Below are 12482 nucleotides of genomic sequence, written 5' to 3' on the forward strand. Positions count from 1 at the left end.
GTGCCCGCCACCGGGCGATGGCCGCTGAGCCGATCCCGGCGTGCCCCCTGCCACGGGGCGCGCCCTCCACCCCCACCGGGCCGCAAGCCGCCAAACCCGCCCGGCGTGCCGCCACCCGTCTGACGCGTGCCCGCCACCGGGCGATGGCCGCTGAGCCGATCCCGGCGTGCCCCCTGCCACGGGGCGCGCCCTCCACCCCCACCGGGCCGCAAGCCGCCAAACCCGCCCGGCGTGCCGCCACCCGTCTGACGCGCGCCCGCCACCGACCGATGGCCGCTAAGCCGATCCCGGCATGCCCCCGGCAGCCGGGCGCGCACTCGCCCACCGGGCCGCAAGCCGCCAAGCCGGCCCGGCGTGCAGGCGAGACGCCGACGCGCCCCTCAACCCACGCCCACCCCACAGCCTGCCCGAAGGAAAAACGGATCCCCGGCCACCCGTCTTTCCGGGCCGTCCGCTCGCTTCTTACCCGGGCTGGAGCGGGCCGGGGTCAAGGGTGGCCCGCAGGGCCATCGGCGTAGCCGACGCGGAGCGTAGCGGAGCGCCCTTGAGGCCGGGTCGCGGAAGCACGACACTGGCCAAGAAGCGGGCGGCCCCAACGGCAACTGAATCAGTTGGGGTCCGCCGCATCGCCCTTCGCGGTTCCCGAGCCGACTTCGCGGCGTAGTTCCGTGGGCGGTGGGCGTCGGGACGTGCCTTAGCTGTCTGTGGCGTTGGTTGGGCGGGGCCAGGGTGCGGAGATGTTCGCGGCCTGGGTTGCCGTTAGGGCGGTGAAGTAGTCGTGGATCGGCATGGGGGCGCCGTCGGTGATGTCGTACGGCGTGTCGTGGTGGCCGGGCAGGGACGTCAGGGTCGTGGACTCGTGGCCGGCCCGTGTTCGGAGGTTGGGCGCTGTTCCGGGTTTTTGCCGTTGCCCCGTTTGTGGTGTGGCTGGGGGTGGTGTCACTTCGCCCGCAAGGGACTCGAGTACTCACAGCGACTGGGCGCCTTCGTCGGCATAGCCGCGACCCTGATCAGCTACCGTCGATTGGCGGCCCTGCTCACGGCCTGAGCCGGTCCAACTGCACGTCAAAGCAGACCAGGCCCATGGACTCCGCGACGGCCGCCGCATAGGCCGATGCCTCCTCGGCCATGCTCCACCGCATGGCGAAGTAGATCAGCGGACCACTGGCCTCGTCGATCAACGGACCGGTCGACCAGGGCGAGGTGTCTTCCTCGTCCTCGGTGATGTCGCACCAGCGCTCAAGGAGCGCGGCCACGTAAGCCGCTATGCGTTCGGACGGAGGCTCTTCCGCATCGCCCTCGATGTAGCGGTCGTACAGGTTGCCGAAGACCTGGCCGGCGGTCTTGTCATCCGCCGGCCTCTCGCCTTCCCAGACAGCCAGGTCGTAGCTCATGCCCCTGAGACTCCCACCCCGCACTGACACTCACCTGGCCGTTCGGCAGCGCGGACCGCAGCCGAAGGAAACGCCTGCTGCCCGTGGTTGGGGGTTTCCTCGGCCTCAGGGACCTTCCACCTTCCTGAGGCCGAGGGTCTGGAGTTGCGGTCAGCAGATGGACTGGGTGCTGTTCACCAGGGTGTTGTTGCGGAACGTGGTGTTCGTGCCGCAGGGGGTTTCCCTGATCGCCGAGTTCGTCACCGTGAGGTTCTGGATGGTGATGTTGTCGTTGTTCGGGAACTCCGTGCGGGCTGCCAGGCGGATTTCGCCGCCGCCCGTCACCGTGCCGCTCTGCGCCGCGATGTTCACGTTGTAGCAGTTCTCAATCAGGATGGCGTTGTTGCCCGTGTTCGAGAGCGTGACCCTGTCGATGACCGCTCCGCCGCTTTCCGAGACGCAGAACACGCCTCGGCCGCCGCCCCTTGCCACGACCTCGCCGACCCTGATGTTGGTCGGGTAGCCGCTGCCCACCCTGCCGTTGCGGTTGGCCATGCGGAAGGCGGCGTAGCCCGTGCCGGTGCCCGTGTTCTCCGCGTCTACCTTGCCGACGGATGCGTTGATGGTCTCGTTGAGGAGGAGGCCGGAGTAGCCGACGTTGCGGGCGGTCACCGTGCCGATGGTCAGGCCGTCGACGCCGTAGGTCTCCACGGCGTGGTTCGAGGCGCCGGAGACGTACGCGTTGTCTATGCGGACGTTGCGCGTCCACTGGGACGTGTCGCCCCGGTTGTCGATGCGGATGCCGAGGCCGGAGGAGAGGCGCATGTCGATCTGGCCCAGGGTGGCGTTCTGGACGTTGCGCATGAAGACACCGTAGAGCGGGGTGCCGGTGACGTTCAGGTGCTGGACCTCGATGTCTCGGGTGCCCCGGGAGTAGACGGGGGCCTGGTCGCCCGAGCCGGTGCCGGTGACGTTGATCGTGCCGCAGACGTCGAGGGTGGTGTAGGAGGGAAGGCTGATGCGCGTCGACGCCGGGATGCTTCCCGAGCCTCGGACCACCACCCTCTCCTTCGCCGTACGGCCTGACGTGAGGCTGTTGATGGCCGACTGGACGGCCGTGCGCATGTCCGCGCCCGTGTAGACCGTGCTGCCGCCGCGGCGGGCCGTCCAGGTGCTGCCGCTGAGGGTGGCCTCCGCGTGGTAGGTGCCCTCGCCGCATGCGGCGGCCGACGCTGTGGGGGCGGAGGTGAGGGCGCCTGCGGCGGCGAGCAGGGTCGTTGCGGTGGTGGCGGCTAGAAGTGCGGCTCTGCGTCCCATGAGAGTCCGGCTTCCTGTCGTGTCGGAATCGACCCGAGTCGTCGAATCTGTTCGACTGAATCGATTCATCCTGTGGGGGGTGGGAGTTTGGCAACGGCCGGGCGACGCGTCAATGGCGGAGCGTCAACGGCGGAGCGGCAACGGCAGGGCATCAACGGGACGTGCGGGGGAGACTCACGGGTATGCGGACTGCTTACAGCGTGGAGACAGTGAGGGCGGCCGAGCGGGAACTCATGGCACGGCTGCCGGAGGGAGCCCTGATGCAGCGGGCCGCCGCCGGGCTCGCCGCCGCCTGTGCCGATCTGCTCGGGCGGGTGTACGGCAAGCGGGTGGTGGTGCTGGCGGGGAGCGGGGACAACGGGGGTGACGCCCTGTACGCCGGGGCGCGGCTCGCGCGGCGGGGGGCCGGGGTGACGGCGGTACGCCTGAATCCCGAGCGGGTGCATGGGGGTGGGCTCGCTGCCCTGCGCAAGGCGGGAGGCCGGGTCGTCGACGTCAGCGGCGCCGCAGCGCTCATCGAGCGGGCCGACCTCGTCCTCGACGGGATCGTCGGGATCGGCGGCAAGGGCGGGCTGCGCGGGGACGCCGTCGCCCTCGCCGAGGTCGCCGACCGGGCCCGGGCCGCCGTCGTCGCCGTCGATCTGCCCAGTGGGGTGGACGGGGACAGCGGGGAGGTGCGGGGGGCCGCCGTGCGGGCCGATCTGACGGTGACGTTCGGGACGTACAAGCCGGGGCTGCTCGTCGATCCCGCGCGGGAGTACGCCGGTGTCGTGCGGCTCGTCGACATCGGGCTGGAGTTGCCCGCCGTGGGGGAGCTGGAGGCCTTGCAGCACGCCGATGTGGCCGCGCTGCTGCCGGTGCCCGGCGTCGAGAGCGACAAGTACCGGCGGGGCGTGGTCGGGGTCGCCGCCGGGTCGGCCCGGTATCCGGGGGCCGCCGTGCTGTCCGTGGCGGGCGCGTTGCGCGGGGGCGCCGGGGCCGTGCGGTACGTCGGGCCCGCCGGGGACGCCGTCATCGCGCGGTTCCCCGAGACGCTCGTGTCGGACCAAGGGCCGAAGCACGCGGGGCGGGTGCAGGCCTGGGTGGTGGGGCCGGGGGCCGGGGACGACGCCGGGGCGGTGACGGAGGTGCTGGCCGGTGAGGTGCCGGTGCTGCTGGACGCGGACGGGCTGCGGCTCGCCGACCCCGAGGTCGTGCGGGGGCGTACCGCGCCCACGCTGATGACGCCGCACGCCGGGGAGGCCGCTGCGTTGCTCGGGGTGGCCCGGGAGGAGGTCGAGGCCGGGCGGCTGGCGGCGGTGCGGGAGCTGGCGGCGCGGTACCGGGCGACCGTGCTGCTGAAGGGGTCGACCACGCTGGTCGCCGACGCCGGCGGTGGGGCCGTACGGGTGAACGCGACGGGGACGTCATGGCTGGCCACGGCCGGGAGCGGGGACGTGCTGTCGGGGCTGGTGGGGTCGTTGCTGGCGGCCGGTCTTCCGGCGCTGGACGCGGGGAGCGCCGGGGCGTATCTGCACGGGCTGGCCGGGAGGTACGCGGCCGACGGGGCTCCGCTCGGGGCGCACGATGTGGCGGCGGCGATTCCGGCCGCCTGGCGGGACGTGTGCGACTGACAAGGGTGAGGTCCCGTCGCGGCGGTGGTGTCGGTGCCCTCTGAGACACTGGGCGCGATGACTGAGACAGCACTTCTGCCGACCGCCCCGCTGCGCGCCCACGCCCAGATCGACCTGGGCGCGCTGCGGGCGAACGTGCGTGCCCTGCGGGAGCGGGCGTCCGGGGCCCGGCTGATGGCCGTGGTGAAGGCGGACGCGTACGGGCACGGGGCGCTGCGCGTGGCGCGGGCCGCCGTGGACGCGGGGGCGGACTGGCTGGGTACGGCCACGCCGGAGGAGGCCCTGGTGCTGCGGGCCCGGGGCGGGCTGCCCGCCTCGACGCGCATCATGTGCTGGCTGTGGACGCCGGGCGGGCCGTGGCGGGAGGCGGTCGAGGCCGATCTCGACGTCTCGGTGAGCGGGATGTGGGCGTTGCGTGAGGTCGTCCGGGCGGCCCGGGGTGCCGGGCGGTCCGCGCGGGTGCAGCTCAAGGCGGACACCGGGCTCGGGCGCAACGGCTGTCAGCCGGGCGACTGGGAGGAGCTGGTCGGCGCCGCGGTGGAGGCCGAGGGCGCGGGGCTGCTGCGGGTCACCGGGGTCTGGTCGCACTTCGCGTGTGCCGACGAGCCGGGGCATCCGTCCATCGCGCTCCAGCTCACCGCGTTCCGGGAGATGGTCGCGGAGGCCGAGCGGCAGGGGCTGCGGCCGGAGGTCCGGCACATCGCCAACTCGCCCGCGACCCTGACCCTGCCCGAGTCGCACTTCGATCTCGTACGGACGGGTATCGCGCTCTACGGGATCTCGCCGAGCCCCGAGGTGGGCACCCCGGCGGACTTCGGGCTGCGGCCGGTGATGACCCTCGCGGCGTCGCTGGCGCTGGTGAAGCACGTACCGGCGGGGCACGGCGTCAGCTACGGGCACCACTACACGACGCCGGGCGGTACGACGCTGGGGCTGGTCCCGGTGGGGTACGCGGACGGGATTCCGCGGCATGCCTCGGGGGCCGGGCCGGTGCTGATCGGCGGGAAGTGGCGGACCGTGGCCGGGCGGATCGCGATGGACCAGTTCGTCGTCGACCTGGGGGGCGACGAGCCGGAGGCGGGGGCCGAGGCGGTGCTGTTCGGGGCCGGTGACCGGGGTGAGCCCACCGCCGAGGACTGGGCGCAGGCGGCCGGGACCATCGCGTATGAGATCGTCACCCGGATCGGAACGCGCGTTCCCCGCGTCTATGTGGACGACGAGCATGTGAACGAACAGCCTGACGGGTAACTCGCAGAGCGCGGCCACACGCGTGAAGCGGGTAGGTACGGCGAAGAGGAGCGGTACGTGAGCGAGAGCAGTGCGGAGGTCGTCGCGGACGCCGCCTCGGCGGCCGTCGCCTCCGCCACGGGGGCCGCGGCCGGGGGCTGGCGCAGAGCGACCGGCGTCGCGGGTGCCGCGATAGGCGTGCTGGCGGCCGGGGCGGCGGCGGGGGTCGCCATCGAGCGGCTGACCGTCGGGCGCGGCATGCGGCAGAAGGCCCGGCTCGCGCTGGACTCCGCCGGTCCGTACGGCGCCCTGCGGGGCATGCCCGGCAAGGCGTACGCCGATGACGGCACCGAGCTGTACTTCGAGGTCGACGACGTGGAGCCGGAGGCGCAGCTCGCACCCCGCAGGCGTCGGCTGTTCGGCCGTAAGGCGCCGGTCCCGGTGACCGTGGTGTTCTGCCACGGGTACTGCCTCAGCCAGGACTCCTGGCACTTCCAGCGGGCCGCGTTGCGCGGTGTGGTGCGGACCGTGCACTGGGACCAGCGCAGTCATGGCCGGTCCGGGCGCGGGGTGGCGCAGATACAGGACGGGCTGCCGGTCAGCATCGACCAGCTCGGGCAGGATCTGAAGGCCGTGCTGGACGTGGCCGCGCCGGAGGGGCCGCTGGTGCTGGTCGGGCACTCCATGGGCGGGATGACGATCATGGCGCTGGCCGCCCAGTTCCCGGAGCTGGTGCGGGAGCGGGTGGTGGGCGCGGCCCTGGTGGGGTCGTCGTCAGGGCGGCTCGGCGAGGTCAACTTCGGGCTGCCGGTGGCGGGTGTGAACGCCGTGCGGCGGGTGCTGCCGGGGGTGCTGAAGGCGCTGGGGCAGCGGGCGGAGCTGGTGGAGAAGGGGCGGCGGGCGACCGCCGATCTGTTCGCCGGGATCATCAAGCGGTACTCGTTCGCGGCGCGGGACATCGATCCGGCGGTGGAGCGGTTCGCCGAGCGGATGATCGAGGGCACTCCGATCGACGTGGTCGCGGAGTTCTACCCGGCCTTCACCGACCACGACAAGACCGAGGCGCTGGTGTACTTCGCGGACATACCGGTGCTGGTGCTGGCCGGGGTGCAGGATCTGGTGACGCCCAGTGAGCACAGTGAGGCGATCGCCGATCTGCTGCCGGAGTCGGAGCTGGTGCTGGTGCCGGACGCCGGGCACCTGGTGATGCTGGAGCACCCGGAGGTGGTCACCGACCGCCTCGCCGACCTCCTCACCCGTGTGGGCGCGGTGCCCGCAGGGGCTACCGTAAGTGGCTATGGAAGCACCAGCAGCACCGCACAACCCGGCTGAGACCGAGCTGGTCGTCACCTCCCCCGAGCAGATGCGGGAACTGGGCCGCCGCCTCGCCAAGCTGCTGCGCGCCGGTGACCTCGTGATGCTCAGCGGGGAACTGGGCGCGGGCAAGACGACCCTGACGCGCGGGCTCGGCGAGGGGCTCGGCGTCCGGGGCGCGGTCACCTCGCCGACCTTCGTGATCGCCCGGGTGCACCCGTCCCTCGGGGACGGTCCGCCCCTGGTCCATGTGGACGCCTACCGGCTCTCCGGCGGTCTGGACGAGATGGAGGACCTGGACCTGGACGTCTCGCTGCCGGACTCGGTGATCGTCGTGGAGTGGGGCGAGGGGAAGGTCGAGGAGCTGACGGAGGACCGGCTGCACCTCGCCGTCCACCGGGCCGTCGGCGACACCACCGACGAGGTGCGGCGGGTGACGCTGACCGGGATCGGGGAGCGCTGGGCGGGGGCCGACCTGAGCGTGCTGACGGCCTGAGCGGGCCGTTCGTCCACCGGTACGGCAGGCACCCCGCGTTTTCCGACAAGTTGTCGGGACGTTATTGCGTGGGGTGCCTTCGGCGTGTTCAGATGGTATCCAGCGGTAGTTAGGTTTACCTAACTACATCCGCCCCCGTACCTCAGGAGGCGCCCATGCCGACCAGCGAACGAGACGAGGCACCGCGCGCGGTGCCGGGGGTCCCCACCGGCGTGTCCATGCGCGACCTGCTGGCGTCCTGCGCCGCGGCCGACCTCATCTCGCGGCCACCGCGGGAGCCGGAACCCACCGTGGCCCCTCACCGGCCAGAACGCCGACAGGCCGCCTAGGGCCTGTCTGACAATTCCCGCCTGCTCCGCGACGCCATGCACGTGCTCTCGCCGCACCGGGCCCTGACCCAAGTACATCCAGTACGTGGGTCAGGGCCCGGCACACCGAGAGCACGCACCTGACGCCGCAGAGCCGCCCTACGGGCGACGACGGGAATTGTCAGACAGGCCCTAGCGGATCACCACCACCCGCTGCCCCACCGTCGCGAACCGCCACATGGCGTCGCCGTCCGGGCGGCTCTGGCGGATGCCGCCCGTGCGTGCGCCGGTGGCGGGGGCCGGGGCCGAGGGGTCGACGGCCGCGCTGAAGCCGATGGTCACACCGTCCACCGTGGCGAAGCGGACCACATGCTCGACGGGGACGCCGTCGGAGCCGGTGATGCGCCCCGAGCGGGAGGAGACGGTGTAGTTGCCCGGCAGCGGGTCGACCGTGCTGGGGACGACCCGGAAGGTGCGCCTGACCGTGCCGTCGGCGGCGACCAGCCAGACGCGGTCGTCGTCGAGGGAGTACACGACGCGTTCCCCGGTCCCGGAGTTGGAGGGCAGCGCGGTGGGGTCGTGGGTGTCGCGGGGGGCCTTGGAGGCGAGCGCCGCCAGGGACGCCGCCGCCTTCGGCCGGTCGAACTCGAGGGGGACGTTCGCGGAGGCCTGGTAGCCGAGGTACCCGATCGTCCCGAGGGCCGCCACGGTGAGCCCGATCACGATCCCCGAGCTGCTGCTTGCCACCGTCGTCCACCTCTGCGTCGTATGTCGGTGTATGTCCTGCTGTGGTCCCCGGTGACCGTAGCAGCGGTGGCGGGCCCGCCCGGGGCGGCCGTGCGCGCGGCGCGGGAGCCGTAGGCTGTTTGCGTGCTCTTGCTCGCTCTGGATACCGCCACCCCCGCCGTGACCGTCGCCCTGCACGACGGCACGGACGTCATCGCCTCCGCCGGCCAGGTCGACGCACGACGGCACGGTGAGCTGCTGCTGCCCGCCGTCGACCGTGTGCTGCGGGAGGCGGGGCGCCGACTGGACGCCGTCACCGGGATCGTCGTAGGGACCGGTCCCGGCCCGTACACCGGGCTGCGGGTCGGGCTGATGACCGCCGACACCTTCGGGCTGGCGCTCGGGGTGCCCGTGCACGGGCTGTGCACGCTGGACGGTCTGGCGTACGCGGCCGATCTGCCGGGGCCGTTCGTCGTGGCCACCGACGCCCGGCGCAAGGAGGTGTACTGGGCGCGCTACGCCGACTCGCGCACCCGGCTCACCGACCCGGCCGTCGACCGGCCCGCAGACATCGCCGACCGGGTCGCGGGGCTGCCCGCGGTCGGCGCGGGCGCGCTGCTGTACCCCGGCACGTTCCCGCAGGCGCACGAGCCCGAGCACGTGTCCGCCGCCGCGCTGGCCCGGCTGGCCGCCGAGAAGCTGGCCGCGGGCGAGGACCTGGCGCCGCCCCGGCCGCTGTACCTGCGCCGCCCGGACGCCCAGGTCCCCAAGAACTACAAGGTGGTCACGCCCAAGTGACCGAGCCAGAGGTGACGCCCGTGCTGCTGCGGGAGATGCGCTGGTGGGACATCGACCCCGTGCTGGGACTGGAACGGGACCTGTTCCCCGAGGACGCCTGGTCGCGGGGGATGTTCTGGTCCGAGCTGGCCCATGCGCGGGGGCCGGGCTCGACCCGGCGGTACCTGGTGGCCACCGAGGGGGAGCGGGTCGTCGGGTACGCCGGCCTCGCCGCCGCCGGTGAGCTGGCCGACGTGCAGACCATCGCCGTGGCCCGCGACCGCTGGGGCACCGGGCTCGGGGCGCGGCTGCTGACCGAGCTGCTGCGGGCGGCGACGGCGTTCGAGTGCGCCGAGGTGATGCTGGAGTGCCGGATCGACAACCGGCCCGCCCAGCGGCTGTACGAGCGCTTCGGCTTCGAACCCATCGGCTTCAGGCGCGGCTACTACCAGCCGGGCAACGTGGACGCCCTGGTCATGCGGCTGACCGACCCCGCACACTCCGTATCCGACTCCGCGCCGGTACCACCGGACCCTGCACAAGGAACCGAGATCCATGGCTGACGAACCCCTGGTCCTGGGGATCGAGACCTCCTGCGACGAGACCGGTGTCGGTGTCGTCCGCGGCACCACCCTGCTGGCCGACGCCATCGCCTCCAGCGTCGACGAGCACGCCCGCTTCGGCGGGGTCGTGCCGGAGGTGGCGTCCCGGGCGCATCTGGAGGCGATGGTCCCCACCATCGAGCGCGCGCTGAAGGAGGCCGGGGTCAGCGCCCGGGACCTCGACGGCATCGCGGTGACCGCCGGTCCCGGTCTCGCCGGTGCGCTGCTGGTCGGGGTGTCGGCGGCGAAGGCGTACGCGTACGCGCTGGGCAAGCCGCTCTACGGCGTCAACCACCTGGCCTCGCACATCTGCGTCGACCAGCTGGAGCACGGGCCGCTGCCGGAGCCGACGATGGCGCTGCTGGTCAGCGGGGGGCACTCGTCGCTGCTGCTGTCCTCCGACATCACCTCCGACGTGCGGCCGATGGGCGCGACCATCGACGACGCGGCGGGCGAGGCGTTCGACAAGATCGCCCGGGTGCTGAACCTGGGCTTCCCGGGCGGTCCCGTGATCGACCGGTACGCGCGCGAGGGCGACCCGGCGGCGATCGCGTTCCCGCGCGGGCTGACCGGGCCCCGCGATCCGGCGTACGACTTCTCCTTCTCGGGGCTGAAGACGGCCGTGGCGCGCTGGATCGAGGCCAAGCGGGCGGCCGGGGGGGAGGTGCCGGTGCGTGATGTGGCGGCCTCCTTCCAGGAGGCGGTGGTCGATGTGCTGACCCGCAAGGCGGTACGGGCCTGCAAGGACGAGGGCGTCGACCATCTGATGATCGGCGGTGGTGTCGCCGCCAACTCGCGGCTGCGGGCGCTCGCGCAGGAGCGGTGCGAGGCGGCGGGGATTCGGCTGCGGGTGCCGCGGCCGAAGCTGTGCACGGACAACGGGGCGATGGTCGCCGCGCTCGGCGCCGAGATGGTGGCCCGCAACCGGGCCGCGTCCGCGTGGGACCTGTCGGCGGACTCCTCGCTGCCGGTGACGAACCCGCACGTACCGGGGCACGACCATGTGCACGAGGTGAGCAAGGAGAACCTGTACTCGTGACCGTGGCGCTGATGTGGGAGGCGCGGGCGATGCCCGGCCGGGGGGCGGAGCTGCTCGACTGGGCCCGTGCGCAGGAGCTTGCGGGGGTGCCGCTGCGGCGGGAGACCTTTTGGGCCCCGCAGGGCCGGGTGCTCGTCATCACCTGGTGGGACGCGGCGTTCGACGCCGAACTGCCCGAACTGCCGGAGCCGGAGGGCGAGTTGGTGAGCCGGGCGGTGCATCGCTGGCGGTTCGAGTCCGTTGCCGAGGGCATTACTGGTTGACGGTCGGTCACGTCAAGGCGACACGCCGTAAAGTCAGCCGTATCGGTTCATTCGCCACCTCTGTTCGCCGGGTCGGCGTACCGTACCTGCCCGGCAGGCCTCAGTCGGCGGAGCGCCGTGGGTGCCGCCTCAGTGCAGTCCTCAGCGATCAGGCCCCGCAGGGCGGGGTTGAGAGGTGCCCATGGACAACGCGGACGTGATCATCATCGGAGCCGGACCCATCGGCTGCGCCACCGCGCACACCTTCGCCGACAAAGGCGCCCGGGTGCTGATGTGCGACATGGCGAAGGGGCCCCTGACCCGGCCGGTGGCGGAGGTGCTCTTCCCTCCCACCGTCCAGCTGATGCGGCGGTGGGGCGTGGAGCTGCCGCCGGGCCGGTTCGCGCGCGGCACCGGGGTCACCTTCTACGAGCACGGCCATCCGGAGCCCGTGGAGCTGCGGTTCCCCGCGGAGGCGCGGCCGCTGATGATCTCGTACACGGATCTGGCCGACGCGATGCAGGAGAGCCTGATCGAGCGGTACGAGATCGAGTTGCTGCACGGGGTGGAGATCCTCAGCGTGGAACTCGACGGCTCGGTCCACGCGACCCGCGGCAAGTTCGACACCCAGTACCGCGCCGACCTGCTGGTCGGGGCCGACGGCCGCACCTCGGTGGTCCGCCGCAGGCTCTACGGCGACCTGCCGGAGACCGTCACCTCGCTCACCGCGTCGGCGGTGCTGGAGGGCACCGGACTCAAGGGGTACGAGCAGATCCGGGTGATCACCGACGAGCACGGGCGCAGCGTACGGATCCAGGCGCTCGGCCGGGACCTGATCGGGGTCGGCCTCGACCTGCCGAGCAAGCTGCCCGCCGAGGACGAGGTGCGGGACCACCTCAAGGAGCAGTTCTGGCCGCTGCTGCCGCCGGAGCTGCACGAACCGCTGGACCGGGCGGCCGCCGAGGAGGACGGGATCACCTGGACGGCGGAGGGTTTCCGCACCCGAAGGTCCTACGAGCACGGGCGGATCGCGATGGTCGGGGACGCGGTCGGCCATGTGCACCCGCTCGTCGGCATCGACCCGACCATGGGGTTCCTGGACGGGCAGATCCTGGCGAGGTACGGGCGGGCCAACGGGTACGCCACGGCCCGGCCCGAGGCCGTGGGGAACATCGAGTACCTGGCGCACGCCTTCTACCGGGTGCTGATGGGCCGTACCCCGGAGACGGTCGAGGCCAGGCGGGGCCTGCTCGAGCATCTGCGCCGTGACCCCGCCGCCCGCGAGGCCGCCATGTGGCTGCTGGCCGCGGACGAGCGGGGCGAGGAACTCCTGCCGCTGATGGACGAGCTGGAGGGCATCGAGGTGGACGACGAGGACGAGTACGGGGGGCACGTCGGCGCCGCGAGGTGAGCTGCGCACGCACCCTGGGCGCCCCGCGCCGCGCCGC

General features: G+C 72.7%; 13 protein-coding genes. 10 read left to right on the top strand and 3 right to left on the bottom strand.

The features are described 5' to 3' along the window. Window positions 1–1037: 1037 nt before the first annotated feature. Both KBY47_RS13330 and KBY47_RS13335 read right to left on the bottom strand, forming a co-directional pair. Complete coding sequence (locus KBY47_RS13330; protein WP_210921281.1) at window positions 1038–1394, bottom strand: hypothetical protein; 357 nt, start codon at window positions 1392–1394, stop codon at window positions 1038–1040. A gap of 150 nt (window positions 1395–1544) precedes the next feature. Further along, window positions 1545–2690, bottom strand: a complete 1146-nt coding sequence (locus tag KBY47_RS13335; protein ID WP_210921282.1) for a hypothetical protein — start codon at window positions 2688–2690, stop codon at window positions 1545–1547. Between the two features lie 182 nt (window positions 2691–2872). Here KBY47_RS13335 and KBY47_RS13340 point away from each other — a divergent pair, with 182 nt between their 5' ends. The 5 genes from KBY47_RS13340 (at window position 2873) to KBY47_RS13360 (ending at window position 7669) form a co-directional block, all read left to right on the top strand. Then, window positions 2873–4303: an NAD(P)H-hydrate dehydratase gene (locus KBY47_RS13340; RefSeq protein WP_210921283.1), complete on the top strand. Its 1431-nt coding sequence runs from the start codon at window positions 2873–2875 to the stop codon at window positions 4301–4303. Window positions 4304–4360: 57 nt separating this feature from the next. Continuing rightward, window positions 4361–5551, top strand: a complete 1191-nt coding sequence (gene alr, locus KBY47_RS13345; RefSeq protein ID WP_210921284.1) for an alanine racemase — start codon at window positions 4361–4363, stop codon at window positions 5549–5551. Between the two features lie 57 nt (window positions 5552–5608). Beyond that, window positions 5609–6862 (top strand): alpha/beta fold hydrolase, encoded by a 1254-nt coding sequence (locus KBY47_RS13350; RefSeq protein ID WP_210921285.1) that lies wholly within the window; start codon window positions 5609–5611, stop codon window positions 6860–6862. Beyond that, window positions 6828–7340 carry a tRNA (adenosine(37)-N6)-threonylcarbamoyltransferase complex ATPase subunit type 1 TsaE gene (gene tsaE, locus KBY47_RS13355; protein WP_210921286.1) on the top strand — a complete coding sequence of 171 codons (513 nt, stop codon included), beginning with the start codon at window positions 6828–6830 and terminating at the stop codon, window positions 7338–7340. Before KBY47_RS13350 ends, tsaE begins: the two co-directional genes overlap by 35 nt. Window positions 7341–7495: 155 nt before the next feature. Next, the gene (locus KBY47_RS13360; protein WP_210921287.1) at window positions 7496–7669 is read left to right on the top strand and encodes a hypothetical protein; all 174 of its coding nucleotides are present in this window, start codon (window positions 7496–7498) and stop codon (window positions 7667–7669) included. Between the two features lie 171 nt (window positions 7670–7840). Here KBY47_RS13360 and KBY47_RS13365 read toward each other — a convergent pair whose 3' ends face one another. Continuing rightward, entirely contained in the window at window positions 7841–8395 is a 555-nt protein-coding gene (locus KBY47_RS13365; protein WP_210921288.1) for a hypothetical protein, read from the bottom strand. 123 nt (window positions 8396–8518) lie between these two features. Between KBY47_RS13365 and tsaB the strand changes: the two genes are divergently transcribed. The 5 genes from tsaB (at window position 8519) to KBY47_RS13390 (ending at window position 12445) form a co-directional block, all read left to right on the top strand. Then, window positions 8519–9172 (top strand): tRNA (adenosine(37)-N6)-threonylcarbamoyltransferase complex dimerization subunit type 1 TsaB, encoded by a 654-nt coding sequence (tsaB, locus tag KBY47_RS13370; RefSeq protein WP_210921289.1) that lies wholly within the window; start codon window positions 8519–8521, stop codon window positions 9170–9172. A gap of 35 nt (window positions 9173–9207) precedes the next feature. After that, entirely contained in the window at window positions 9208–9714 is a 507-nt protein-coding gene (gene rimI / locus KBY47_RS13375; protein ID WP_210921435.1) for a ribosomal protein S18-alanine N-acetyltransferase, read from the top strand. Next, window positions 9707–10792 carry a tRNA (adenosine(37)-N6)-threonylcarbamoyltransferase complex transferase subunit TsaD gene (tsaD, locus tag KBY47_RS13380; protein ID WP_210921290.1) on the top strand — a complete coding sequence of 362 codons (1086 nt, stop codon included), beginning with the start codon at window positions 9707–9709 and terminating at the stop codon, window positions 10790–10792. Before rimI ends, tsaD begins: the two co-directional genes overlap by 8 nt. Further along, on the top strand, window positions 10789–11055 hold the full coding sequence (locus KBY47_RS13385) for a hypothetical protein (RefSeq protein WP_210921291.1): 267 nt from the start codon (window positions 10789–10791) through the stop codon (window positions 11053–11055). Before tsaD ends, KBY47_RS13385 begins: the two co-directional genes overlap by 4 nt. Window positions 11056–11236: 181 nt before the next feature. After that, window positions 11237–12445, top strand: coding sequence for an NAD(P)/FAD-dependent oxidoreductase (locus KBY47_RS13390; RefSeq protein ID WP_210921292.1), 1209 nt, complete (start codon window positions 11237–11239; stop codon window positions 12443–12445). Window positions 12446–12482: the final 37 nt, after the last annotated feature.

This window comes from Streptomyces sp. B93 (assembly GCF_018070565.1).
Classification (GTDB): Bacteria; Actinomycetota; Actinomycetes; order Streptomycetales; family Streptomycetaceae; genus Streptomyces.

What these genes read in the sequence shown, in the direction of transcription:
- KBY47_RS13330 (WP_210921281.1), bottom strand. Translation starts at nt 1,394, where the DNA reads ATGAGCTACGACCTGGCTGTCTGGGAAGGCGAGAGGCCGGCGGATGAC.
- KBY47_RS13335 (WP_210921282.1), bottom strand. Translation starts at nt 2,690, where the DNA reads ATGGGACGCAGAGCCGCACTTCTAGCCGCCACCACCGCAACGACCCTG.
- KBY47_RS13340 (WP_210921283.1), top strand. Translation starts at nt 2,873, where the DNA reads ATGCGGACTGCTTACAGCGTGGAGACAGTGAGGGCGGCCGAGCGGGAA.
- alr (WP_210921284.1), top strand. Translation starts at nt 4,361, where the DNA reads ATGACTGAGACAGCACTTCTGCCGACCGCCCCGCTGCGCGCCCACGCC.
- tsaE (WP_210921286.1), top strand. Translation starts at nt 6,828, where the DNA reads ATGGAAGCACCAGCAGCACCGCACAACCCGGCTGAGACCGAGCTGGTC.
- KBY47_RS13360 (WP_210921287.1), top strand. Translation starts at nt 7,496, where the DNA reads ATGCCGACCAGCGAACGAGACGAGGCACCGCGCGCGGTGCCGGGGGTC.
- rimI (WP_210921435.1), top strand. Translation starts at nt 9,208, where the DNA reads ATGCGCTGGTGGGACATCGACCCCGTGCTGGGACTGGAACGGGACCTG.
- tsaD (WP_210921290.1), top strand. Translation starts at nt 9,707, where the DNA reads ATGGCTGACGAACCCCTGGTCCTGGGGATCGAGACCTCCTGCGACGAG.
- KBY47_RS13390 (WP_210921292.1), top strand. Translation starts at nt 11,237, where the DNA reads ATGGACAACGCGGACGTGATCATCATCGGAGCCGGACCCATCGGCTGC.